The organism is Pseudomonas fluorescens, from assembly GCF_902497995.1.
Taxonomy (GTDB): Bacteria; Pseudomonadota; Gammaproteobacteria; order Pseudomonadales; family Pseudomonadaceae; genus Aquipseudomonas; species Aquipseudomonas fluorescens_BK.
This window is the reverse complement of the sequence record NZ_CABVII010000001.1, coordinates 235,427-260,206: the sequence shown is the minus strand read 5'-3', so window position 1 is coordinate 260,206 and position 24,780 is coordinate 235,427. Positions and strand designations below refer to the sequence as shown.

Sequence of the window (24,780 nt, the reverse complement as noted above, 5' to 3'; positions counted from 1 at the left end):
CCTTCGCGGGCAAGCCTCGCTCCTACAGGGGGCAGATTTGCGGACTGATGGTTCTTGTCAGGGAAACCCGGAAAGAGTACAAATGTACTCCATGACGACTCTGACTCCCCGCCGTACCGCCATCCTGACCTTTATCCGCGAGCGAATCGCCGAGCACGGTCAGTCCCCGAGCCTCGCTGAAATCAGCGAGGCGTTCGGTTTCGCCTCCCGCAGCGTGGCGCGCAAGCATGTGCTGGCGCTGACCGAAGCCGGGTTTATCGAAGTCAATGCGCATCAGGCCCGGGGCATTCGTTTGCTCGGGCAGCCGGCGCGGCCCGAGCTGCTGGACATTCCGGTACTGGGTCGGGTGGCGGCGGGTGCGCCGATCGGCGCCGATGCCGAGGTGCACAGCCGCTTGCTGCTCGACCCGTCGATTTTCTCCCGGGTGCCGGACTACATGCTGCGGGTCCGGGGTGACTCGATGATCGAGGACGGCATTCTCGACGGTGACCTGGTGGGTGTGCATCGCAATCCGGAGGCCGTCAACGGCCAGATCGTGGTGGCGCGGCTCGATGGAGAAGTCACCATCAAGCGTTTCGAGCGGGTCGGCGATGCCGTGCGCCTGTTGCCGCGCAACCCGGCCTATCAGCCGATCATCGTTCGCGCCGGACAGGACCTGGCCATCGAAGGGGTGTTCTGCGGCCTGGTGAGGCAAGGGTAATGGGCGCTGTCGTTGCGTTGGATACGCTGTTCAATGGCGGCCAGGTCTGGCGGGGGCGGCCTGCGCCACCGGCGGCCAGCCCGCAACCCACCGGGCATGCCGCGCTGGATGCGGCTTTGCCCACGGGCGGTTGGCCGGAAGCGGCGTTGACCGAAATCCTCCTGGCCGGGCAGGGCGTTGGTGAGTTGCAACTGGTGTGGCCGGCGCTGGCGCGGTTGTCAGCAGCAGGTGAACGCATCGTGCTGGTGGCGCCGCCCTACGTGCCGTATCCCCAGGCCTGGCAGAGCGCCGGGGTCGATCTGCGCCAGTTGTCGATCATCCAGGCCAGCGAGCGCGATGCGCTGTGGGCGGCGGAACAATGTTTGCGTTCGGGCAGTTGCGGCGCGGTGTTGTGCTGGCCGCACAAGGCCGATGACCGCGCCTTGCGCCGCTTGCAGGTGGCGGCGGAAACCGGCTCGACCCTGGCATTTGCCTACCGCTCGATCCATGAAGCCATCAACCCTTCGCCCGCCGCCTTGCGCATTGCCATCGACGCCAGGCCCGCGCAGTTGCGGGTGCTCAAGTGTCGGGGCGGGTTGGCCCGTTCGGCGCCCATTGCCTTTTCAGTGGGGCATTGAGGTTGCCATGCGCTGGGTGTGCATTCTCTTCCCGCAATTGGCGCTGGACGCGGTCCTGCGTCAGCGCTCCGATCCCGACGAGCCGCTGGCGCTGCTGACTGGCCCGGCGCAGCGTCGGGTGTTGCAGGCGGTCAACGCTTCGGCGCGGGCGCTGGGCTTGCGTCCGGGTCAGTCGATGACCGCCGCCCAGGCCCTGAGCAAAGGTTTTGTCACGGCTGAATATGACGCTGCCGAGATCGAGCATTGGCAGCAGTTTCTCGCCGCCTGGGCCTACCGGTTCAGCTCCCAGGTCAGCGTGCATTACCCGCGGGCGGTGGTGTTTGAAATCGAATCCAGCCTGGGGCTGTTCGGGCCCTGGCCGCACTTCGAAGCGCGCTTGCGCGCCGAACTCGGCGAGCTGGGGTTTCGCCACCGCATCGTTGCCGCGCCCAACCCGGTGGCGGCGCGGGTATTGGCCAATGCCTATGACGGTCTGGTGGTGCCCGACGATCAAGCCTTGCAGTATCACCTGGGGCAGTTGCCCATTGACCGCATCGGGTTGCAGGCGGGTGTCGCCACGGCGTTGTCGCGCATGGGATTGCGCACCCTGAGTCAGGTGCAGGCGTTGCCCCGGCAGAGTCTGGCCCGGCGTTTCGAGGCCCAGGTGCTCAAGCACCTGGATGCCTTGCTGGGCACCCGTCGGCTGGCGCTGGCGTTCTATTTGCCACCGGACCGCTTCGATGTGCGCATCGAGCTCAATTTCGATGTGCAGTCCCATCAGGCACTGCTGTTTCCGTTACGCCGGTTGACCGGTGATCTTTCTGCATTCCTGTGTGGCCGGGATAGCGGCGTGCAGCGCTTTGACCTGCACCTGGAGCACGCCGGGTTGCCGGACAGCCTGATCAAGGTCGGCCTGCTCAGCGCCGAGCGCGATCCGGCGATGCTCTTCGAACTGGCCAGGGGCCGGCTGGAACAGGTCCGGGTCGAGGCCCCGGTGCGCGGTTTTCGTCTGCGCGCCGAAGACTTGCCGGCCTTCGTTCCCCAGTACCAGGAACTGTTCGACGACCGCCCGCAGCAGTCCTTGCCCTGGGAACAACTGCGCGAACGCCTGCGCGCGCGGCTGGGGGATGACGCGGTGCAGGGCTTGCGGTTCCAGGCCGATCACCGGCCGGAGTGCGCGTGGCAGGCTCGTGTCGACACTCAGCCCTGTTCAGGGCTCTCGGCCGTGCAGCGTCCGGGCTGGTTGCTGACCGAACCCTTGGCGGTCCACGAAAGCTCGACGCGCATCCTCATGGGGCCGGAACGCATCGAGTCCGGCTGGTGGGACGGTGCCGACGTGCGCCGCGATTACTACCTGATCGAAACCCGCTCCGGCCAGCAGGGCTGGGCCTATCGTGCGGTGGGTGAGGGCGGCCCGTTGTGGCTGCAGGGCTGGTTCGCATGAAGGTCGATTATGCCGAACTGCACTGCCTGTCGAACTTCAGTTTCCAGCGCGGTGCCTCCAGTGCCCTCGAACTCTTTCAGCGGGCGAAAAAGCACGGCTATCAAGCGCTGGCGATCACCGACGAGTGCACCCTGGCGGGCATCGTCCGTGCCTGGCAAGCGGCAAAGTCGGTGGAACTGCCGCTGATTATCGGCAGCGAAGTACGCATCGAAAACGGTCCGAAACTGGTGCTGCTGGTAGAAAATCTTGAGGGTTACCAGGCCCTGTGCCGACTGATTACCCAGGCCCGGCGTCGCAGGCAGAAAGGCCAGTATCAGGTGCTGCGCGAAGACTTCAGCGAGCCGATGCCGGGACTGTTGGTGTTGTGGGTACCGGACGCTGTCGATGACGTTGAAAACGGCCGCTGGCTGCAGCAGACCTTCGCCGAACGCCTGTGGCTGGCGGTCCAGTTGCATCGGGGCCAGGACGATATCCGGCGGCTGAACGAACTGCTGGGGCTGGCAAGGGCGCTGTGCATCCCGGCGGTGGCCAGCGGCGATGTGCACATGCATGCACGCGGGCGGCGCGCCTTGCAGGACACCATGACTGCGATCCGTCATCACCTGCCGGTGGCCGAGGCCGGGTTGCGCCTGCACCCCAATGGCGAGCGCCATCTGCGCAGCCTCGAGGCCCTGGGCGATCTGTATCCGCAAGCATTGCTCGACGAAACGCTGAACATCGCCCGGCGCTGCACGTTCGACCTTGGCCAGTTGCGTTATCAGTACCCTAGGGAGCTGGTGCCCGAGGGGCATACGGCCACCTCCTGGCTGCGGCTGTTGACTGAGCAGGGCATTGCGTGGCGCTGGCCACAAGGCCCGCAAGCCAAGGTGTTGCTGCAGATCGACAAGGAACTGCAGCTGATCGCCGAACTGGGCTACGAAAGCTATTTCCTCACGGTTCACGACATTGTGCGTTTCGCCCGCGAGCAACGGATTCTTTGTCAGGGTCGTGGTTCGGCCGCCAACTCGGCGGTGTGCTTTGCCCTGGGGATCACGGAAATCGATCCGGATCGCACCACGCTGTTGTTCGAACGCTTTCTCTCCAAAGAACGCAACGAACCGCCGGACATCGACGTCGATTTCGAACACGAGCGGCGTGAAGAAGTCCTGCAGTACGTGTTCCGGCGTTATGGCCGAACCCGTGCGGCGCTGACCGCGGTGGTCAGCACCTATCATTCGGCCGGCGCGGTGCGTGATGTGGCCAAGGCCTTGGGGTTGCCGCCGGACCAGGTCAATGCCCTGGCCGGTTGCTGCGGCCACTGGAACGATGAAACACCCCCCGTGGAGCGCCTGCGCGAAGGCGGTTTCGACCCCGACAGCCCGGTGTTGCGCCGGGTGTTGAGTTTGACCGGGCAGTTGATTGGCTTCCCCCGGCACCTGTCCCAGCACCCCGGCGGTTTCGTGATTTCCGAGCAGCCCCTGGACAGCCTGGTGCCGGTGGAAAACGCCGCCATGGCCGATCGCACCATCATTCAGTGGGACAAGGACGATCTGGACGCGGTCGGGCTGCTCAAGGTCGATATTCTGGCCCTGGGCATGCTCAGCGCGATTCGCCGCTGCTTTGATCTTTTGCGTCGGCACCGCAACCTGGATTTGAGCCTGGCCACGGTACCGGCCGAAGACCGGCAAACCTACGACATGATCGGCCATGCCGACACCGTCGGTGTGTTCCAGATCGAGTCCCGGGCGCAGATGTCGATGCTGCCGAGGCTCAAGCCCCGGACCTTCTATGACCTGGTGATCGAGGTCGCGATCGTGCGTCCGGGGCCGATTCAGGGCGGCATGGTCCACCCTTATCTGCGGCGGCGAAACAAGGAAGAGCCCGAGACTTATCCCTCCCCGGAACTGGAAGCCGTGCTCAAACGCACCCTGGGCGTGCCACTGTTCCAGGAACAGGTGATGCAGATCGCCATCGTCGCCGCCGACTACAGCCCCGGCGAAGCCGATCAATTGCGCCGTTCCATGGCCGCCTGGAAACGCCACGGCGGACTGGAGCCGCACAAGGATCGCCTGGCCGCCGGGATGAAGAAAAATGGCTATACGCCCGAGTTCGCCGCGCTGATCTTCGAACAGATCAAAGGCTTTGGCAGCTACGGTTTCCCCGAGTCCCACGCCGCCAGTTTTGCCTTGCTGACCTACGCCAGTTGCTGGTTGAAATGCCACGAGCCGGCGGCCTTCGCCTGTGCGCTGATCAACAGTTGGCCCATGGGTTTCTACAGCCCGGACCAGATTCTGCAGGACGCGCGCCGGCACCACTTGCAGATTCGCCCGGTGGACGTGCGGGCCAGCGACTGGGATTGCAGCCTGGAGCCGCTCACCGGTGCGCAGCCGGCGATTCGCATGGGTTTGCGGATGATCAAGGGGTTTCGCGAGGACGATGCCCGGCGCATCGAAGCGGCACGATCGAAGGGGATGTTCATCGACATTGCCGACCTCGGCGAACGGGCGCGACTCGATGCCCGTGCCCAGGAACGACTGGCCGATGCCGGGGCGCTGCGTGGGCTGGCCGGAGACCGGCATCGGGCGCGCTGGGAAGTGGCGGGTGTGCACAAACAGCTCGGTTTGTTTGCCGGGCTGCCGAGCCAGGAGGAAGACGCTGTGTCGTTGCCCAAACCTACCGTGGGCGAGGACCTGCTGGCCGATTACAACAGTGTCGGCACCACCCTCGGGCCGCATCCGCTGGCCTTGCTGCGGGGTGAATTGAAAGCCCGGCGTTGCCGCAGTTCGAAAGAACTGATGGAGGTCGAGCACGGTCGACAGGTCAGCGTCGCCGGGCTGGTGACCGGCCGGCAACGCCCGGGCACCGCCAGTGGAGTGACCTTCGTCACCCTTGAAGACGAGTTCGGCAACGTCAACGTGGTGGTCTGGCGCGACCTGGCCGACCGGCAGCGACAGGTGCTGGTCGGCTCGCAGTTGCTCAAGGTCGACGGGCGCTGGGAACAGGAAGGCGAAGTGCGCCACCTGATTGCCGGACGCTTGAGCGACCTGAGCCGGTTGCTGGACGGCATCAGCGTGCGCAGCCGGGATTTCCGTTGAATCCCTGCCATCCCTTGTAGGAGCCGGCTTGCTGGCGAAAGCGTCAGCACATTCAACATCTGTGTAACTGACACACCGCTTTCGCCAGCAAGCCGGCTCTACAGGTCGTGGTCATCCTCATCGTCGGAATGCCGCCCGGAGCGAGCTCGCTCCTACAAGGGGTGAATCAGTGATACGTCAATGAACCATTGGCGCGCCAAGTGCTCGAAGCAAACAGGTGTCATTCCAGGGAAAAAAGAGCCAGCCGATGCAGTTTCTAGACGATAGCCACGGATGTGCCGGCTGGAGCGGTGAAATGGCCGGGCGTATTCGCGCGTTCGACTGGAGCCTGACCGAGCTGGGGAAGATGGACGCCTGGCCCGCAAGCCTGTGCAGCGCAGTGCAGTTGATGCTCGCTTCGCCGTTGCCGATGGTGATGCTCTGGGGTCGCCCTGGTTACATGATCTATAACGACGCGTACTCGAAGTTCGCCGGTGGCCGCCATCCTTATCTGTTGGGTTCCCCGGTGGAACTGGGCTGGCCGGAAGTGGCCGAGTTCAATCGACATGTGGTCGACACCTGCCTGGCGGGCGGCACGTTGTCCTTTCGCAATAAAGAGCTGGTGCTACTGCGCGACGGGATCCCCGAAGACGTCTGGCTGGACCTGTATTACAGCCCGGTGGCCGATGATGACGGAAAACCGGCCGGGGTCATGGCGATGGTGGTCGACACCACCGAACATGTGATTTCCGAACGTCGCCGTCGCGCAGCCGAAGACGCCTATCGCGCCGACAATGAACGGGTGCGCCTGGCGCTCAATGCCGGCGCCTTGCTCGGCTCGTTCGTCTGGGACATCAAGGGCAATGTGCTGTCCGGCGACGAACGCTTCGCCCGCACCTTTTCCTACCCGGCCGAGCAAAACCTGGCCAACCTGCCAACGGACATCGCCCAGGCACACATCCATCCAGACGACCGCAGTTGGGTTCAGGAACAGATCAGTCAATCGGTGGAAACCGGCGAACCCTTCAACGCCGAATATCGGGTCCTGCGTCCGGATGGCAGTTATCTGTGGGTGCAGGCGAGTGGCTGCTGCGAGTTCAACGAGCAGGGCGAACCGTTTCGTTTTCCCGGGGTGTTGATCGATATCCATGAACGCAAGACGGCCGAAGAATCCTTGCTCAGGTTCACCCGCAACCTGGAGCAGCGCGTCGCCGATGAAGTCGAAGCGCGGCTGGCCGCTGAAGAGCAATTGCGTCAATCACAGAAGCTCGAAGCCATTGGCGGCCTTACCGGCGGCGTGGCCCATGACTTCAACAACCTGTTGCAGGTGATCGCCGGCAACCTGCATTTGTTGGCGCGGCATGAACCGGACAATGCCAACGTGCAGCGCCGGGTCAGTGCCTCGATTGCCGCGGTCGAGCGCGGCGCCAAGCTGTCCTCGCAACTGCTGGCGTTTGCCCGCCGCCAGCCCTTGTCCCCGGCAGTCTGCGATCCGCGACAAATCTTCGACGGCCTGGCTGAGCTGTTGCAGCGGGCTCTGGGGGAAACCATCCAGATCAGCGTGGCGACACCTGAAGACGCCTGGCATCTGTATGTGGATCGCAATCAACTGGAAAACGCGATCCTCAACCTGGCGATCAATGCCCGTGACGCCATGCAAGGCGAAGGAACGATCAAGCTGAGTGCTGGCAATATTGCACTCGACGCAAGGTTCTGTGCGGGCAAGGGCATTGTGCCTGGGGATTTCGTCTGCGTTGCGGTGGCGGACAGCGGCGTCGGCATGTCACCCGAAGTGCTCGGGCACGCGTTCGAACCGTTTTTCACCACCAAGGCCGATGGTCAGGGCACAGGGCTGGGCCTGAGCATGGTGTTCGGGTTCGTCAAGCAAAGCGGCGGGCATATCGAAATGTCCAGTGTCCCGGGGCAGGGCACCCGGGTGCAGCTGTATTTCCCGCGCAGCTTGCGTGCGCTGCCCGGTGAATCAACCCTGCCTGATCCTCAACGGCAAGGCGGCAACGAAACCGTGCTGGTGGTCGAGGATAACGAGGCGGTGCGCAGCGCGGCGGTCGAGTTGCTGCGCGAGGAAGGCTATCAAGTCCTGACCGCCGGGAACGGCGACACGGCCATGCAGATGTTGCTCGAAGGCGTGGCGGTGGACCTGATTTTCACCGATGTGGTCATGCCCGGCCTGATCAAGAGTTCGGACCTGGCCGCCTGGGCCAGTGTGCAGACGCCGCCGGTGCCGATCCTGTTCACCTCCGGCCACACCCGTGACATTATTTCGCGCAATCACCAGCTCAGCCCCGACACTCATCTGCTGAGCAAACCCTATGGCCCCGAGGCGCTCACCCAAATGGTCCGCGCGGTGCTCAACCGCTGACCCAATCACTGTGGGAGCGAGCTTGCTCGCGATAGCGGTCTTTCAGTCGATAAAGAGGTCGCCTGACCCACCGCTTTCGCGAGCAAGCTCGCTCCCACAGTTGATGACGTGCAGACCTTGGCTATTAATCATTCCTTTGAACCTTCCTATCAGGGCTGCCCATGACTGACAAGCGCACCTCCAACCCTCCCTCCGGCATGGTCAGGGTGCGCGGCGCCCGGGAACACAACCTCAAGAACGTCGATGTCGATATTCCCCGCGATGCCCTGGTGGTGTTCACCGGGGTCTCCGGTTCGGGGAAGTCCTCGCTGGCGTTCTCGACCCTCTACGCAGAGGCGCAACGCCGCTATTTCGAATCCGTGGCGCCTTACGCGCGGCGCCTGATCGATCAGGTCGGGGTGCCGGACGTCGACTCGATCGACGGCTTGCCGCCCGCCGTGGCCTTGCAGCAGCAGCGGGGCACGCCGAGCACACGGTCGTCGGTGGGCAGCGTGACCACGTTGTCGAGCCTGATCCGCATGCTGTATTCCCGGGCCGGCAGCTATCCGCCGGGACAGCCGATGCTGTATGCCGAAGACTTCTCGCCCAACACGCCACAGGGGGCGTGCACGCAATGCCATGGTCTGGGCCGGGTGTATGAGGTCACTGAAGCCTTGATGGTCCCCGACCCGACCCTGACCATCCGCCAGCGTGCCGTCGCATCCTGGCCCACAGCCTGGCAGGGGCAGAACCTGCGGGACATTCTGGTGACCATGGGCTACGACGTCGACAAGCCCTGGCGCGATCTGCCGAAGAAGGTTCGTGACTGGATTCTCTTTACCGAAGAAACGCCGACGGTCCCGGTGTATGCCGGGCTCACCCCGCAAGAAACCAGAGTCGCCCTCAAGCGCAACATGGAACCGAGTTACCAGGGGACGTTCACCGGCGCCCGGCGCTACATCCTGCACACCTTCACTCACTCTCAAAGCGCCCTGATGAAAAAGCGCGTGGCGCAATTCATGCTTGGCAGTCCATGCCCGTTGTGCAACGGCAAACGGCTCAAGCGCGAGGCGTTGTCGGTGACTTTTGCCGGTTACGACATCGGTGAGCTGTCGCAGATGCCGTTGCTGCAGGTGGCCGAAGTCTTGAAGCCGGTGGCGGCTCACAGCTACCTCGAACAGGCCGATGAGGCCGGCGAGGTGTTGACGCACCGTCAGACCCGCGAAGCCCGTGAGCAGCGGGTGGCCTATGGCGCCAGCGGTCATGCCAATGCGCCGGACGTGCGCCACACGCCCAACCTGTCGGTGGAAAAACGCCTGGCCGCGCAACGGATCGCCCAGGACTTGCTGGAGCGGGTCAGCACCTTGACTGATCTGGGCCTCGGTTACCTCGCCCTGGAACGCAGCACGCCGACCTTGTCATCCGGCGAGTTGCAGCGTCTGCGCCTGGCGACGCAATTGGGTTCGCAGTTGTTCGGCGTGATCTACGTGCTGGATGAGCCGTCGGCCGGTCTGCACCCGGCGGATGGCGAGGCACTGTTCGAAGCCCTGCAACGACTCAAAGCCGCTGGCAACACCTTGTTCGTGGTCGAGCATGACCTGGAAACCATGCGCCGCGCCGACTGGCTGATCGACGTTGGCCCGGAAGCTGGCGAGCATGGCGGCCGGATCCTCTACAGCGGACCGCCGCCAGGGTTGGCCGACGTCACTCACTCCCGGACTCGCGCCTACCTGTTCGCCGAACAGCTCACCCAGTCACGGGTCTGCCGCCAGGCGACCGACTGGCTGCGGCTGGAAGGCATCACTCGCAATAACCTGAACAACCTCGGCGCGGCGTTTCCGCTGGGCTGCTTCACGGCGGTGACCGGTGTGTCGGGTTCCGGCAAATCGAGCCTGGTCAGCCAGGCGCTGCTGGAGCTGGTGGGTGCGCATCTCGGGCGCGCCGCCAGTGACAGCGAGGCTGAAGCGTTGAGCCTGGAGGACGATGCGCCGCAAGTCAGCGGCGGCCAGGTCACTGCGGGCCTGGCGTCAATCAAGCGTCTGGTCCAGGTAGATCAGAAACCCATCGGCCGCACCCCCCGTTCGAACCTGGCGACCTACACCGGGCTGTTCGACAACGTGCGCAAGCTCTACGCCGCCACCCCCCAAGCCCAGGCCGAAGGCTATGACGCCGGCCAATTCTCTTTCAACGTCGCCAAGGGACGGTGCGCGACCTGCGAAGGCGAAGGCTTTGTCAGCGTCGAGTTGCTGTTCATGGCCAGCGTCTACGCGCCGTGCCCGACCTGCCATGGTGCGCGCTACAACCCCGAGACCCTGTCGATCATCTGGCAAGGTTTGAACATCGCTCAGGTGTTGCAGCTGACGGTGGACGAAGCGGTCGAGGTGTTCATCGGACAACCGGGGATCCGCCGCTCGCTGGAGGTCCTGCGCGATATCGGTCTGGGCTACCTGCGCCTCGGCCAGCCTGCGACCGAATTGTCGGGTGGCGAGGCCCAGCGGATCAAACTGGCCACCGAACTGCAACGCAACCAGCGTGGGGCGACCTTGTATGTGCTCGATGAGCCCACTACCGGCTTGCATCCACGGGACGTCGATCGCTTGCTCGAACAGTTGAATACGCTGGTGACAGCGGGGCATACGGTGATCGTTGTCGAACATGAAATGCGTGTGGTGGCGCAAAGCGACTGGGTAATCGATATCGGCCCGGGGGCGGGGGATCAGGGGGGGAAGATCGTGGTGGCGGGGACGCCGCAGAAGGTGGCTAAAAGCAGGAAGAGCCGGACGGCGCCGTTTTTGGCCAGAGTGCTTGGAGTTTGAGTTTGTGTTGATTGTGCCGACGTCATCGCGGGCAAGCCCGCACAGTGGATTGGTTGCCCACATTACTTGTGAACGACACAGACCCCTGTGGGAGCGGGCTTGCCCGCGATGGCGATGTGTCAGGCGCCGTCTAAAGTGCGCCGGACCTTGTCCAGCAGCTCATTGATCTGGAACGGCTTGACCAGCATCTCCATGCCTTCGCCAAGAAACACCTGACGGTTGATTGCGGTTTCGGCATAACCGGTGATGAACAGGATTGGCAACTTTTCCCGCCAGCCCCGCGCCACATCGGCCAGTTCGCGACCGCTCATGCGCGGCAGGCCGACGTCGGTCACCAGCAGATCGATGGACTCGTCGTTCTGCAACCGCTCCAGAGCGCCTTCAATGTCGCCCACTTGCGTGCAGCGGTAACCGGCATCCACCAATACTTCGGCGACAAACATCCGCACCGATGGCATGTCCTCGACAATCAGCACATGTTCACCGCAACCCCGCGGATCCACGCGGGACGGCCGGTTTTCGCTGGCCATCAGATCGGTACTGGCGGGCAACATGATGGTGGCTTCGGTGCCGCGCGGGGCCAGGTGCGAGCGTTCGCGGCGCCGGTGTGCGGTGACATCTTCGACGAACACCAGGCTCAATTCCGGTGTCCGGTAGGGCGAAATCTGCCATTCGGTTTCGCGGACCGTGCCCTGGACCCGCATGCTCAGGGTGCCTTTCCAGCGCTCGCCATAGGCCAGGCGCAGGCGCAGTTCGTCGATGATCGCGTCCTGGTCTTCGGCAAAGCACTCGCGCAGGGCGTCCGGATTGCGATTGTCCTGGATCATCTGCGTGAAGGCATGGTTGCATTCGTGGATTTTCAGCTCGGCGTCCAGCACGGCGATGGGCGCCGACACGTTGACAAAGATTTCCCTGAACCGCGCCTCGCTGTCACGCAGGGCGTTCTCGGTTTCCCGCACTCGCAGCAAGGTGCGCAGGGTTGCCAGCAACACATCCGGGTCCACCGGGTGAATCAGGTAGGCATCGGCACCGGTGTCCAGGCCGGTGATGATGTCGCCGGTCTGGATCGAGGCCGCCGACAGGTGAATCACCGGCAGCAGGGCGGTAACCGCCTCGGCGCGCAGTTTGCGCACGATGTCGAAACCGCTCATGTCCGGCAGATTGACGTCGAGGATCAACGCGTCGATGTTGACGCTGTCGATCAGCTCCAGGCCTTCGCCGCCGGTGCTGGCTTCCAGCACTTCATAGCCGTGGCGTTCCAGGTGCCGGCGCAGGGCGTAGCGGGTCGCGACGTTGTCGTCGATGATCAGCAAGCGAATATCACGTTTCATCGGCGGGCTCCCTGGCGATGGCCAGCGGGATGATCACAAGAAAGGATCAAAAGCTGTCCGTTCACCTGAGCATAGTCAAAGGGTTGGGCCTTTCGACGACAATGAATTCAGCCCCGGTTTCAAACCGAGTCCGGACCGGCCCAAGCCCGGTGATGACACCGATGCCGACATGGATACCGATGGTGGTTGGATCGAAACGACCCCCCCAAAAAAAGCCCCATCCATGGATGTAACGCCGTTGATTTAAGCGAAGGGAAGGGGGCCGCTGTAGGAGCGAGCTTGCTCGCGATGGTCGTCAACGATAACGCGTGCTTACTGGCCAAACGCGTCGCTCTTGAATTCATCGCGAGCAAGCTCGCTCCTACAATTGACGTTACTTGCTCGGATGAGCCGCCTGCAGTTTTTTCGCCATGCCCAGATGCTTCTCCAGCCCTGGCAGCATTTTTTGTGCGAAACCTTTAAGTTCCGTGGCCCCTTTGACTTTGTCGTCCGTCACTGTGTTGGCTTGTTTCTTGAACAGCTCAATGGTTTCTTCGTGTGCCTTGACCTGATTGTTGGCGTAGGCTGCGTCGAAGGATTCATCGCGCATGTCGAGGATTTTTTCCTTGGCCTGTTTCACCAGGGTCGTGGTGTCGGGCACCTCGATGTCATTCGCCTTGGCCAACGCCGCCAATTCATCGTTCGCCTTGGAATGATCGGTGATCATCATGGTGGCGAACTCCTTGATGTCAGCCGATGAGCTTTTTTCCAGGGCCAGCCGGCTGGTTTCGATTTCGGCGATGCCGCCCGCGGCCGCGCTGTCGACGAAGTCATTGGAGGTGGCCGCGCAGGCTATGCCCATGCTGGTGCTCAAGGCAACGGCCAGAGTGAGGTGGCGCAGGGTAAATCCGTCCATTGGTTATTCTCCACACAGGTTTTCATGGACGATCGAATGATCGTTAAGCAGTGGAGGGCGACGGACGGACAAAGGTTTTATCGCTTTTTCGACAGGACGACGAACGGACACCGCTGGTCTGATAGGCGGTCGACAGAACCCGCCAACCAAGGCCATTCTGATAGTTGGTGAACGCAATCAATCGCGTTTGCCACCGATCAACAAACGGAGGTGTTCCATGCCGGTGACCCATGACCTGTATCAGGACCTGAAACTTTCAAAGGAAGAGATCCAGCAAAAACGCACCAAGGATCCGTTACTGGATTCACTGATCAACAAGTATTCCCAGGCGGACGCCGAGGTGGTAAAGGCCGAGACCGCCCAGTCTGACGCACCCAGCGATGACGCCCTGAAGAAGCTCAAGGAGAAGCGCGTGCAGGTCAAGAATCAAATCGTTGACCGACTTCAGGCGCCGTCCTGACTCTCCGAACCCCGCCACCGATGACGGGGCACTGAAAAATTGAAAGGGTGATAAATACCGGCACCTCGAATGATCAGAGTCCGAATCGACGGCTCATGCGAGGTGCCCCGATGACGGGTTTCACTGCAGAGGGCAATCACCTCACGCGGGGACGCCTGTCGAGGCCAGGTGTTTGAGCACCATTTCGCGCAAGGCCTGCAGCGACGCGGCCGACTCACCATCGATGCGGCGCTTGAGCAGCAGGCGATTGGCAATGCGCATCCCCAGGCCGCTGAATTGATAGACCAGGGTGCGGACGAACCGCGTGCCGTCACCCTCGGCCTCGCACTCGTACGTCACGACCAGCGACAGACCGTCAGCGCCCCGCGCCTGAGCGCTCCAGCGGCGTCCCGGCAAATATTCATCCACCGTCCAGTGCAAATGCCCCTCGCGTCCGCCCGCTCGGATGTCTTCCTCGAAGCGCGACCCGGCATGCAACGGCCCGTCCTGGCCATCGATCTTGAGGGAGGAAGGGTGCCATTGCGGCCAACGGGTCACGGTGCTGGCATAGGCAAGCACCGCAATCGGATTGGCGGCAATGTGGATCTGATGCTGCATGCGGGTCATGGGAATTGTCGTCGAGTGCAGGGGGGGCGGCTCCGGTTCCCAATAGAGGGTGCCGAACAGGTAGTCCATCAGCGGGAAAACGATGTTGAAATTGCATCCCTGCATCAGCTCGCGGCGGTGATGCAGCTCATGCAGGCGGCGCATCTGGCGGATCCACGGCAGACGGGTGACCGGATTGCCCGGGGGCAGGTGTGCGCAGGCATGGAAGACTTCATAGGCCAGGTAACCGAGGACCAGGCAGCCAGCGGACAACCCGGCAACATTGGCATCGACTTGTGTGAGCAGCCACCAGAGGGGCAGGGTGATAACGACCGTATGCACCACGATCAGCCAGGCCGGAAACAGAATTACCCGCCAGTCGCGGGGACTGTCATAGGTCATATGGCCGGGGGCAAAGAAACTGTGATGGTCGCCGGCGTGTCGGGCATAGAACATCCGCGCGAAGTTTTTTTTGTGGTGGCCAAGGTGGCGATGCATCCCGTACACGCCAAAGTTGAAGAGCAACAAGGTCAGCGGCACCGCCAGCCATTCCAGCGGCTGTACCTGATCCACGGTGCTCCAGAACGCAGCAATGGCCAATATTCCGAACAGCAGCACAAAGGCGCCATGCAGCCACGGATTATAGCGCGGATGAATCCCGGCGCGATAACGGCTGCGGAATGCTGCGGTGGTTTGCCTCACTGCGTTCACCTGTGGTTATTTTTGTAACCAGCAGATTAGCCGATCCCGCGGTTTCGGCCGGGCGAACCTCGAGGCCACAGGCGCCATGCTCCGGTGCAAACCGGACTCAGGCCAGCGGGTTCCAGCGTTGCGACCAGTCATCGTCGGACTGGATGACCTCACGCAACAGATCGAAGGCCCGCTGCAGGGTCGCCGAGTCGCGGTCGCGGGAATACACCAGATAGGTCGGGTAGCTGAACTCCGGGGCTTTTGGCACTTTTTCCAGGACGCCGCTTTCCAGGTAACTCTGGACTACCCGGGTACGGAAATAGCCGCTGCCGCCGTTTTCCAGGATGTACTGCAAGCCCAGTGGGCCAAGGTTGAAGCTCAAGGCGGCCCGGGCTTTTTCCGGCAACGCGGCATCGTGCTGGCGACGGAAGTCCGGGCCCCAGTCGATGTACACATAAGGATCGGGTCTTGCGGCAAGTCGTATGAGGACCAGTTTTTCTTCCAGCACCTGCTCGACTTGCAGGCGCGGCCAATACTCGGGCTGGTAGACCAGCGCCGCATCCAGGACCCCCAGTTCCAGCTGGCGCAACAGGTTCTCACCGTCACGGATTTCCATGCGCAAGGCATGGCCGGGAATCTTCTCCCGCAGTGCGCCTGCCCAGCTGAGCATCAGCGGGTTGCACAGGCTGACCTCGCCACCGATGTGCAGCACGTCGTGGTAACCCTCGGGCAATGGCAGGTCCCGGCGTGCGGCTTCCCAGGTTTCCACCAACTGATTGGCGTAGACCACAAAGGCCTCGCCGTTCGCGGTCAGGCGAGCGCCGGCGCGATTGCGCACGAACAGCGTGCTGCCCAACTGGCTTTCGAGCTTCTGCACGCGCGCGGTAATTGCGGTCTGGGTGACGTGAAGCTTTTCGGCCGCCGCGGCAAGGCTGCCGTGGCGGACGATTTCGAGAAAGGTACGGGCGAGATCGATGTCCATGGGCAGGCCGGTGGGGGAAGTGCGCGTATTGTAAGAGCAGTCACCACCGGTGGCGAGTGGACGGCTTTTCTACGGGGCCGATTTCCGCCTCGATTCTGCATTCAAAACGCAAAACACGAACAACCGAAGGCCCCCCAGAACCCGGCGAAATCGCTGACCGGCGCCGACGACAACCGCGCCCGTTCATGGCTGTGTGCATGCACCGCGCAAGCCCCCACACAGTGGTGAACCTGCGCCGTCAGCGGCGCCAGCGGTTTCCAGTGGCCCGGCACGTTAATCACCGGTGACCACTCGGGCACCACCGGCACCGGCGGCGGCCCGAGTCTTTCAAACTCGACGCTGCCATAGACAATCTTGCCGTCGACAATGGTCAGCACCGACTCGATCCATTTCACCGCCTCGTCTTCGATGTGGAAATAGTCCGCCGACAGCGCAATCAGGTCCGCCAGTTGCCCGACCTTGATCTGCCCTTTCTTGCCCTGCTCGGAAGAAAACCAGGCGCTGCCATGGGTGAAGAGTTCCAGCGCGGTGTCGCGGCTCAAGCCTTGCGGGTACAGCTCCAGCCCGCCGACGGTGCGGCCGCTGACCAGCCAGTAGAGTGAAGTCCAGGGGTTGTAGCTGGACACCCGCGTAGCGTCCGTACCCGCGCCAACCGGGATGCCTTCGGCGAGCATGCGCGCGATGGGCGGCGTGTGTTCGGCGGCCTTGGCGCCGTAGCGCTCGACGAAGTACTCACCCTGAAACGCCATGCGATCCTGGATGGCGATGCCGCCGCCCAAGGCTTTGACGCGTTCGATGTTCTGCGGGGTAATGGTTTCGGCGTGATCGAAAAACCACGGCAGCCCGTCGAACGGGATGTCGCGATTGACCCTCTCGAACACGTCGAGCATGCGGCTGATGGACTCGTTGTAGGTGGCGTGCAGGCGAAACGGCCAGCGCTGTTCCACCAGATGCCGAACCACCGGCTCCAGTTCCTGCTCCATGGTCTGTGGCAGGTCGGGGCGTGGTTCGAGGAAGTCCTCGAAGTCCGCCGCCGAGAACACCAGCATTTCCCCGGCGCCGTTGTGGCGCAGGAAGTCATCGCCCTGGCCGTAGCGGGAGGTGCCGGTCCAGTTCTTGAAGTCGGCCAGCTCTTCCTTGGGTTTCTGGGTGAACAGGTTGTAGGCGATGCGCACCGTGAGCTGCCGGTCTTTGGCCAGTTGCTGGATGACCTGATAGTCGTCCGGGTAATTCTGATAACCGCCGCCGGCATCGATGGCGCTGGTGACGCCGAGGCGATTGAGCTCGCGCATGAACTGGCGGGTCGAGTTGACCTGGTATTCCAGCGGCAGTTTCGGACCCTTGGCCAGGGTCGAGTAGAGAATCATCGCGTTGGGACGGGCGATCAACATGCCGGTCGGATCGCCATTGGCGTCGCGCTGGATTTCACCGCCCGGCGGATTCGGCGTGTCGCGGGTGTAGCCAACCACCTTCAATGCGGCGCGGTTGAGCAGGGCGCGGTCATACAGGTGCAGCACGAACACGGGGGTATCCGGCGCGGCCTTGTTCAGTTCATCGATGGTTGGCAGGCGCTTCTCGGCGAACTGGAACTCGTTCCAGCCACCCACCACGCGCACCCATTGGGGCGTCGGCGTGCGGTCCGCCTGGTCCTTGAGCATGCGCAACGCATCGGCCAGCGACGGCACACCTTCCCAGCGCAGTTCGAGGTTGTAGTTCAAGCCGCCGCGGATCAAGTGCAGGTGCGAGTCGTTAAGGCCGGGAATCACCGTGCGCCCGTGCAGGTCGACGATTTGCGTGCCGGGACCTTGCAGGGCCATGGCCTGGGCATCGCTGCCGACCACCACGAAGCGGCCATCCTTGATCGCGACGGCACTGGCCTGGGGTTTCTTGCGGTCAACGGTGTGCAGGCGTCCGTTGTACAGAATGAGGTCGGCCGGGGCATCGGGCATGGTTTTACTCCCTGCTGGCAGTGGGCTGATCCAGGCACCGATGGCGCCTGCCGAAAGGCCTTGCAGTACCTGTCGGCGGTTGAAGCCGTTGTGGTCGTCAGGTGGGCTCATGGCAATGCTCCGCGCAAAAGCTCTTAATGAAAAGGTTCTTCATGAAAAGGCTCTTCATGAAAAAGCGAGGGCCAACAGCCGATGTCTGACGCATGCGGCCAGAAGGAATATAGACCGCAAATCCGCAGGTAGCTGTTTTCCAATGGCGCAAAACGACGAATCCCGCCACGAGGGGCGGGATTCGTTTGCAGCCAGGCGTGCCCCCGAAGGACGGGGGCGACGTGCTTAGGCCGGGAACAGCTCGGACAATTTCATGGCCAGCATCATGTCGCCTTCGGCGCGCAGTTTGCCGCCCATGAAGGCTTGCATGCCGTCGGTTTCGCCGCTGACGATGCCGTCCAGGGTCTCGCCGTCCATCACCAGGGTTACCTGGGCGTCCGGGTTTTCACCTTCTTGCAGTTCGCAGGTGCTGTCCTTGACGATCAGCGAGAAGTGCTTGGTGTCGTCGATGCGGAAACCGAATACCAGGTCCAGACCGGCGGCAGCGGCTGGGTTGAACTTGGCTTTCATTGCTTGTACGGCATCAGCTACGGAGGTCATGGTTCGATCCTTTCTTGGGTAATTAGAGCTGGGTGATTACAGCCAGGGTCACAAGAGTCCGGACTCAGCGAAACGTGATGAGTTCCGGGGCTTTCAACAGCTGCAGGTGCGCCTGACTGTTGAAAGAAGACAGTGCCACCTCGCGCCCACGAAACTTCAGCAGGTTGAGCGAGGTGTTGACGATTTGCCAGTTCAGTTCGAATGCCTGCCTTGCCGGCATTTGTGTAATGAGGTGGAGCAGGGCAGTGATGGTGCCGCCAGAAGTGAACACGGCGATCTTCTGGGTGTTGTCGGCCTGTTCGAGGATCCGCTGCAGACCGGCTTGTACCCGTTCGACAAACCCCAGCCAGCTTTCCAGCCCTGGTATGTCATAGGTCCCGGCCAGCCAGCGCTCGATGATCAGCGCGAAGATGCGCTGGAACTCGACGCGGTTTTGCGCGGCATTGCGCAGAATGTCCAGTGCTTCGGGTTCGTCTTCCAGCAGGGCGGGCAGCAGCGCGCGGATCACCGCGTCGGCGTCGAATTCGTTGAAGGCGCAATCGGTTTCCAGGATCGGCACCGGCAGGCCCACGGCGGCGAACTGTTCCAGCGCGCTGTTGGCCGTGTGTTGCTGACGGCGCAGGTCGCCCGCGAGGCAGCGATCGAAGCTGATACCTAACCCGGCCAGGTGCTGGCCGAGAATTTCTGCCTGGCGAATACCGGTCGGCGACAGGACGTCATAGTCGTCTGCACCAAAGGAGGCCTGGCCATGTCGAATCAAATAGATACTGCCCACGTCCGCGTCATCCCGGTACGTTGAAGGTTCGGCGAGGTTATGAGGATGACGGTGAGCTGTCAATGAAAAAACATACGCTTGTTTGAAATGCCTGTTACAGGCTCGTTGCCAGAGGTTTCATGGCTGGTCGCCGGGACCACGCATGGGTATGCTGAGAGTATCGCGCGCGCGTTTATGCAGCGCATCGTATTGAAGGAGTCATTGTGGAGTTTTTTGCCGAGTTCGCCATTTTCCTGGCTAAAACCGTGACACTGGTGGTCGCCATCCTGGTGGTCCTGGCCAGTTTTGCGGCGTTGCGCAGCAAAGGTCGACGCAAAACCGCCGGCCAGTTGCAAGTCAGTAAACTCAATGATTTTTACAAGGGGCTGCGCGAGCGTCTGGAGCAGACCTTGCTCGACAAGGATCAACTCAAGGCCCTGCGCAAGGTCGAAGCCAAATCCGAGAAAAATCAAAAGAAAAAGCCCGAGGCCAAATCCCGGGTATTCGTGCTCGATTTCGATGGCGATATCAAGGCCTCGGCCACTGAAAGCCTGCGTCACGAAATCACCGCGCTGCTGACCCTCGCCACCCCAAAGGATGAAGTGGTGTTGCGTCTGGAAAGCGGCGGCGGCATGGTTCACAGCTATGGCCTGGCGTCCTCGCAACTGGCGCGCATTCGCGACGCGGGTGTGCCGTTGACCGTGTGCATCGACAAGGTCGCGGCCAGCGGCGGTTACATGATGGCGTGCATCGGCGAGAAGATCATCAGTGCGCCGTTCGCGATCCTCGGCTCGATCGGCGTGGTGGCGCAATTGCCCAACGTCAACCGCTTGCTGAAAAAGCACGACATCGACTTCGAAGTCCTGACCGCCGGCGAATACAAACGCACCCTGACCGTGTTTGGTGAAAACACCTCGAAGGGCCGGGAGAAGTTTCAGGAAGACCTGGACATTACCCATCAGCTATTCAAGAACTTTGTCTCGCGTTACCGCCCGCAACTGGACATCGACAAGGTCGCCACCGGTGAAGTCTGGCTGGGCGTCGCGGCGATGGACAAGCAACTGGTAGATGAACTCAAGACCAGCGATGAGTACCTCGCCGAACGGGCGAAGAAATCCGAACTTTATCACCTGCATTACGCTGAACGTAAAAGCCTGCAGGAGCGCATTGGCATGGCGGCCAGCGGGTCGGTGGACCGAGTCTTGCTGTCCTGGTGGAGCCGGTTGACTCAGCAACGCTTCTGGTAAAAACCTCATGAGCGCCTTGTTGCCGGTTTTCGGCAACAAGGCGCTTTGCACCCATGAATGGAATCCGGTGCGGTATATAGGGTTTGAAGCGTTGGAGTATCGTTCCTCGGTTATTCGCACTTTTATTAAAAATGCTGAACGCTGATCTGTTGCAACGAAACCGGGCCAAACCCGGTTTCGTCATGCCTGACGGTGTATTTCTTTTTGCATTGAAGACTTTTCCGAGAGGGGGGCGGACCCTTTCCTGCTTTTCATTTAGCTGATGAGGGTTAATGTAAAAGACCTCAATTAACTGCAATGGATTGCACCATGAAAGAGCTCCCTCATGATGAAGTAGCCCGCCCTCATCCGACGCCGACCTGGCAAATGCGCAACGAACTCAAAGGTATCGTGGACCTCGCGCTGCCACAAACCCCCGCCCAGTTTGGCGAGCGCCAGATCAAGGAACAATGGGGGCAGGACATCGACCCGCAGACCACCCTCCTGGTCACGCTTGATTACGACTACAAGGGTCATCCTGCACAAGCCGGTATCCACCAGGGGCAAGTTGCAAGCTCCCAATCTTTGCTGCAAGCGTTGCTTTTGAATTACCAGGCCGTGGGTGACGGGCGATTCGGTGAAACGGCATTCCCCCGCCTGACATCGGCCCGTCTGTTCGCATTGTGGAGCAGGTCGATGAGTTCGCCGACCACGGCAGCGGCAACCACCAGACCTATGAAGGCATCTATCGGCAAACCGTTCCGCAAATTTACGGACCGGACACCCAGATCGCGTTGCGCCCGGCCGATGTCAAAAAGTGGGTCTGGGAACTGCGATTGCAGACGCTATACAGTGCCTACCTTGATCGAGCGTGGCCTTCGGACGAGGCAGTCGTGGCGCCCGCGCCTTATGCCTTGAGGACGTCGGTCAAGGCGGCTTTTGTAATGAGTGCCTGGTTGCAGCGTCATGAGCAACGGCTGACTGGGGAAGGCCTGAAGCTCGCGTTGCTGGCGGCAGGACTATCGGCTGATCAAACATGGGAAACACTGGCGATCGATCAGCTGCAAGCACCCACCACGGCACCCTCCGCGGTCAAGGCAAGCCGCTTGAAGCTTTATCGTTACACCGCGACTGATATCTGGATCTTCCGCCGCCCGCCCAGCGCCCAAATATTGATGTACGTACCCGGCAACTCTTCACCGCTGCATGATTTCACCCATGCCGGACAACTGCGCCAATGGGTTGTGACGCAGGGAGGCGACAGTGAAACGAAACAGGCATTGGCCGCCCACTTTGCCGATGAAGATCGCGCAGACGGTACCTTTCACGCAGGGGTTGTGACCGCACTGGATGGCATGGCGATCTATCCCCGAGTACATCGGCTGACCAAAGAGGCCGGGTTCTTCAACAATGACGGCTACTGGGATCCTGCCCAGTACATCGGCTTTGATGACTCGCCAACAGGAACTGACCCTTTTGCGCAACTGGTTCTGACAATGAAACAGGCGGCACTGGCCAGCGTCAAAACCATTCGTGACGACGCACAGGTCAATCGCGATAGTTTGAGCGCCGTCGTCGAACCGGTTGTGCAGTGGATCAACCGGTACGGTGCTCTGGCGTTGTTTATTCCGGGTGGCGAGGGACTGCTCGCATTAGCGGGGCTTATCGATGCCGGTTATGGCCTGGATCAGGCGATAAACGGTGAAACGGCGGACCAGCGTTCGGCGGGCGTGACGCGTACGGTGTTTGGCTTGCTCAATGCGCTGCCAGTGGCCGGTATCGCAGCGTTGGCGGAGGGCGAAGCCGCTGATATCGGCGCGCTGACGAAAAGAGATCACGAGCCTGGCGAAGCTTCTGCGGCATCGAGTGTTACCCCTGTATCAGAGCCGTCCGTGCAACCGATCCTTCCCCTGCCGACCCGACTGGCACTCCTGCGCGGAGTTGGCCCCTCGGTCGCCTCTTTCAGTGATGAAACGCTCGCACAGATCGGCAAGGTCAGCGCGATCGATGACGACATGCTGCGCCTGATGCAAACCGGGCGCCCACCGACACCCTTGTTGGCCGATACGATCAGCCGGTTCAAGATCGATCAGGAACTTGGGCCGGCCGGGTCTCCAGAACTGTTCAATAAACGCTATGAAACGCTTCAACGTTCCGGGAATGAATGGGTCCGGTTGTTTCAGCGCCAATACCCCGGCCTGCCAAAAAGCGCCATCGAACAAATCCTCGACCGCTATGGCGTGGACATCCAGAGACCGCCCGACACCACCGAGACCCTGCAGGTGTTCAAGCGCCTGGACAGCAAGGCCCGCCAGTATCAGCAGCACGTGCGGCTCAACCGGGCCTATGAGGGCTTGTACCTTCGCTCGGTACTCAGCCCGGAGTCGGACACGCTGGCTTTGCACTCGCTCAAGAACCTGCCCGGATGGCCGAAGAATCTGCGCATCGACGTGCTCGATCGGTCGGCCATCGGACGGGTGCTCGACCGTAGCGGCCCACTCGAAGCACCGAACGTCCGGCGCCTGATCAAGACGGGAAACCATTATCTGCACCAGGGCCGGCAAACAGGCTTCTACGGGGCGGTTCTCGGGGTCTTGTCCGACGATGAGCGTTCAGCGTTGCACCTGACGTCCCCGGATCCGGTCAGTGAGTTGCGGCTCAAAATCGCTGATCAGGCAATGGCCCGGTCTGATTTCATGCTCGGGTCAGGCAGGATGGACAGCAGGCTACCCTTTGAAGCCCAGGGACTCAGGGGGGGAGGGTTTCCGACAACGCCACAGGCCGAGGCGTTGACACACGAAACAATGCGGCTGCAACTCAAGGATATCTACCCCGAATTCTCCAATGCGCAGGTCGATGAGATGCTCCTGGGAGCAGGGCCAGGCGCCCAGGCGCATATTGATGGGTTGAGACAGCAACTTGAGCAATTGAACACCGATTTGAACCATTGGCTCGATCAAGCGGCTGACGACGTCGAAGACACGGAGATTGAGTTTCTCACCGCCGATGACATTGAAGCGCAGGGTATGGATCACTTGCAGATTGCGGCGCATAACGTGAGGTTGCTGCAAGACACGATACAGCGCGAACGCGAAACAAGGATTGAACTGGCTGATGAGATGGTTGATATCTGGCAAAAACGTGCTCCGCAAGAAGGGAGTCATTATTCAGGCAGTCACTTGACCGGTTTCAAGATGGACATGGACTTTGAGGATTTCCATCGATTGCCCGCGATAAATGTTCACCTTGACGATGTGACCGAGCTGTCGATGCGCAGATTTCATTTGGTCGTGCGCGAGAGTCTGAATGATTTTCTTGAATCTTTTCCTAACCTGCGCACGTTGAATCTGGAAGGCGTCGATCTTCGTCTTCCCGATATCGACGGCAATCTGGAAAGCGTACTGCCCCCTCAGATCACACGATTGCGTCAATTGACATCATTGAACCTCAGGAGCACAGAAATGAAGTTCACCCACGCGACGGCCTCACGTCTACGGGAAATACCTCATCTGCAATGGCTGGATTTGAGCGACAACCCGCTAGAGGTCCCACCCCTGGTGCAGGGAATGAATGATTTGCGGTGGCTGAACCTGAGTAACACTCGTATTAACGCATGCCCGATCGGGATCGGGGATCAACCGTGCCTGGACCGGCTGGACCTGCGAAACAACGCTATTACCCGGGTGCCTCCGGCCATTGTGAACCAGGCGATCAGCCGGGACCGGGTGCTGCTGCATGGCAATCCGTTGAGCAACGAGGATACGCTGTTACGGCTGGTGGAGCATCGACACCAGACAGGGATCAACCTGTGGCTAAGCGAGCCCGGCCCCCACTACGGCGAGGTCGTCGAGTGGTTGCATGAGAGCAATGCAGAGCAACAACAGGCCAGGCGATTGATTTGGCAAAGGTTGGCAGCCAAACCGCTGGGCACGCGCTTCTTGAGAGTCATGGACGGTCTGGTTTTGACGGCGGATTTTCGTGTGGACTATCTGACGCTTCAAGCCAGGGTCTGGCGACTGTTGGATGAAGCAGATGCTTCCGAGGAGTTGTGGACGCGACTGACTCCGGATATCGAAGTGGCCGAAGTCGATGCTGATAATCCATTTGTCCTATTCACAGCGCTGGAAAACCGAGCGAAGCTTTACACCGATTGGGTGGCGATGGGGCGACCGTTTCCGATCGAAGCGGGTCATCCGTAACAACTTACGGTAGAGATGTGCTGATTCGGGCATTTCTATGCAGCGCTGTACAAACATAAAGCCCTGACCCCGTTTTGGGTCAAGGCTTTA

At 61.4% G+C, this 24,780-nt stretch carries 16 protein-coding genes and 1 pseudogene; 10 read left to right on the top strand and 7 right to left on the bottom strand.

Features of this window, described 5'->3' with window-relative positions:
* The first annotated feature begins 82 nt into the window (after positions 1-82).
* From lexA to F8N80_RS01095, 6 genes are all read left to right on the top strand, one after another.
* Positions 83-700, top strand: a complete 618-nt coding sequence (lexA, locus tag F8N80_RS01120; protein ID WP_150745019.1) for a transcriptional repressor LexA — start codon at positions 83-85, stop codon at positions 698-700.
* Complete coding sequence (gene imuA, locus F8N80_RS01115; RefSeq protein WP_150745018.1) at positions 700-1,317, top strand: translesion DNA synthesis-associated protein ImuA; 618 nt, start codon at positions 700-702, stop codon at positions 1,315-1,317. The genes lexA and imuA overlap by 1 nt, the downstream gene beginning before the upstream one ends.
* 7 nt (positions 1,318-1,324) lie before the next feature.
* Positions 1,325-2,740, top strand: coding sequence for a Y-family DNA polymerase (locus tag F8N80_RS01110; protein ID WP_150783005.1), 1,416 nt, complete (start codon positions 1,325-1,327; stop codon positions 2,738-2,740).
* The gene (locus F8N80_RS01105; protein WP_150783004.1) at positions 2,737-5,814 is read left to right on the top strand and encodes an error-prone DNA polymerase; all 3,078 of its coding nucleotides are present in this window, start codon (positions 2,737-2,739) and stop codon (positions 5,812-5,814) included. Before F8N80_RS01110 ends, F8N80_RS01105 begins: the two co-directional genes overlap by 4 nt.
* Positions 5,815-6,061: 247 nt before the next feature.
* A complete protein-coding gene (locus F8N80_RS01100) occupies positions 6,062-8,173 on the top strand; it encodes a hybrid sensor histidine kinase/response regulator (RefSeq protein ID WP_150783003.1) in 2,112 nt (703 codons plus the stop codon).
* A 161-nt stretch (positions 8,174-8,334) separates the two neighbouring features.
* Entirely contained in the window at positions 8,335-10,968 is a 2,634-nt protein-coding gene (locus F8N80_RS01095) for an excinuclease ABC subunit UvrA (RefSeq protein ID WP_150783002.1), read from the top strand.
* A 119-nt stretch (positions 10,969-11,087) separates the two neighbouring features.
* Here F8N80_RS01095 and F8N80_RS01090 read toward each other — a convergent pair whose 3' ends face one another.
* Together F8N80_RS01090 and F8N80_RS01075 are read right to left on the bottom strand one after the other, a co-directional pair.
* On the bottom strand, positions 11,088-12,299 hold the full coding sequence (locus F8N80_RS01090; RefSeq protein WP_150745013.1) for a response regulator: 1,212 nt from the start codon (positions 12,297-12,299) through the stop codon (positions 11,088-11,090).
* Between the two features lie 373 nt (positions 12,300-12,672).
* A complete protein-coding gene (locus F8N80_RS01075) occupies positions 12,673-13,194 on the bottom strand; it encodes a DUF4142 domain-containing protein (protein WP_150745010.1) in 522 nt (173 codons plus the stop codon).
* Between the two features lie 217 nt (positions 13,195-13,411).
* Between F8N80_RS01075 and F8N80_RS01070 the strand changes: the two genes are divergently transcribed.
* Positions 13,412-13,654, top strand: coding sequence for a DUF465 domain-containing protein (locus tag F8N80_RS01070; protein WP_128872732.1), 243 nt, complete (start codon positions 13,412-13,414; stop codon positions 13,652-13,654).
* Between the two features lie 141 nt (positions 13,655-13,795).
* Here F8N80_RS01070 and F8N80_RS01065 read toward each other — a convergent pair whose 3' ends face one another.
* From F8N80_RS01065 to F8N80_RS01045, 5 genes are all read right to left on the bottom strand, one after another.
* Positions 13,796-14,941, bottom strand: a complete 1,146-nt coding sequence (locus tag F8N80_RS01065; RefSeq protein ID WP_150745009.1) for a sterol desaturase/SRPBCC family protein — start codon at positions 14,939-14,941, stop codon at positions 13,796-13,798.
* Positions 14,942-15,047: 106 nt separating this feature from the next.
* A complete protein-coding gene (locus tag F8N80_RS01060; RefSeq protein ID WP_150783001.1) occupies positions 15,048-15,911 on the bottom strand; it encodes a LysR family transcriptional regulator in 864 nt (287 codons plus the stop codon).
* 101 nt (positions 15,912-16,012) lie between these two features.
* Positions 16,013-17,860 carry an amidohydrolase gene (locus F8N80_RS01055; RefSeq protein ID WP_150783116.1) on the bottom strand — a complete coding sequence of 616 codons (1,848 nt, stop codon included), beginning with the start codon at positions 17,858-17,860 and terminating at the stop codon, positions 16,013-16,015.
* Positions 17,861-18,196: 336 nt separating this feature from the next.
* Positions 18,197-18,511, bottom strand: coding sequence for an SCP2 sterol-binding domain-containing protein (locus F8N80_RS01050; RefSeq protein ID WP_150745007.1), 315 nt, complete (start codon positions 18,509-18,511; stop codon positions 18,197-18,199).
* 64 nt (positions 18,512-18,575) lie between these two features.
* On the bottom strand, positions 18,576-19,286 hold the full coding sequence (locus tag F8N80_RS01045) for a histidine phosphatase family protein (RefSeq protein WP_150783000.1): 711 nt from the start codon (positions 19,284-19,286) through the stop codon (positions 18,576-18,578).
* 203 nt (positions 19,287-19,489) lie between these two features.
* Between F8N80_RS01045 and sohB the strand changes: the two genes are divergently transcribed.
* The 3 genes and pseudogenes from sohB to F8N80_RS01035 all read left to right on the top strand — a co-directional run bounded on the left by sohB (position 19,490) and on the right by F8N80_RS01035 (position 24,690).
* The gene (sohB, locus tag F8N80_RS01040; RefSeq protein ID WP_150782999.1) at positions 19,490-20,512 is read left to right on the top strand and encodes a protease SohB; all 1,023 of its coding nucleotides are present in this window, start codon (positions 19,490-19,492) and stop codon (positions 20,510-20,512) included.
* A 7-nt stretch (positions 20,513-20,519) separates the two neighbouring features.
* Complete coding sequence (locus tag F8N80_RS31065) at positions 20,520-20,657, top strand: hypothetical protein (RefSeq protein WP_191632835.1); 138 nt, start codon at positions 20,520-20,522, stop codon at positions 20,655-20,657.
* 164 nt (positions 20,658-20,821) lie between these two features.
* Positions 20,822-24,690: pseudogene (locus F8N80_RS01035) on the top strand (dermonecrotic toxin domain-containing protein).
* Positions 24,691-24,780 lie beyond the last annotated feature (90 nt).

Bases quoted from the DNA above. Each gene is read 5' to 3' on its own strand.
- F8N80_RS01050 (WP_150745007.1), bottom strand. From the start codon at position 18,511: ATGACCTCCGTAGCTGATGCCGTACAAGCAATGAAAGCCAAGTTCAAC.
- imuA (WP_150745018.1), top strand. From the start codon at position 700: ATGGGCGCTGTCGTTGCGTTGGATACGCTGTTCAATGGCGGCCAGGTC.
- F8N80_RS31065 (WP_191632835.1), top strand. From the start codon at position 20,520: ATGAGCGCCTTGTTGCCGGTTTTCGGCAACAAGGCGCTTTGCACCCAT.
- F8N80_RS01090 (WP_150745013.1), bottom strand. From the start codon at position 12,299: ATGAAACGTGATATTCGCTTGCTGATCATCGACGACAACGTCGCGACC.
- F8N80_RS01100 (WP_150783003.1), top strand. From the start codon at position 6,062: ATGCAGTTTCTAGACGATAGCCACGGATGTGCCGGCTGGAGCGGTGAA.
- F8N80_RS01055 (WP_150783116.1), bottom strand. From the start codon at position 17,860: ATGCCCGATGCCCCGGCCGACCTCATTCTGTACAACGGACGCCTGCAC.
- lexA (WP_150745019.1), top strand. From the start codon at position 83: ATGTACTCCATGACGACTCTGACTCCCCGCCGTACCGCCATCCTGACC.
- F8N80_RS01095 (WP_150783002.1), top strand. From the start codon at position 8,335: ATGACTGACAAGCGCACCTCCAACCCTCCCTCCGGCATGGTCAGGGTG.
- F8N80_RS01060 (WP_150783001.1), bottom strand. From the start codon at position 15,911: ATGGACATCGATCTCGCCCGTACCTTTCTCGAAATCGTCCGCCACGGC.
- F8N80_RS01110 (WP_150783005.1), top strand. From the start codon at position 1,325: ATGCGCTGGGTGTGCATTCTCTTCCCGCAATTGGCGCTGGACGCGGTC.
- F8N80_RS01070 (WP_128872732.1), top strand. From the start codon at position 13,412: ATGCCGGTGACCCATGACCTGTATCAGGACCTGAAACTTTCAAAGGAA.
- F8N80_RS01075 (WP_150745010.1), bottom strand. From the start codon at position 13,194: ATGGACGGATTTACCCTGCGCCACCTCACTCTGGCCGTTGCCTTGAGC.
- F8N80_RS01105 (WP_150783004.1), top strand. From the start codon at position 2,737: ATGAAGGTCGATTATGCCGAACTGCACTGCCTGTCGAACTTCAGTTTC.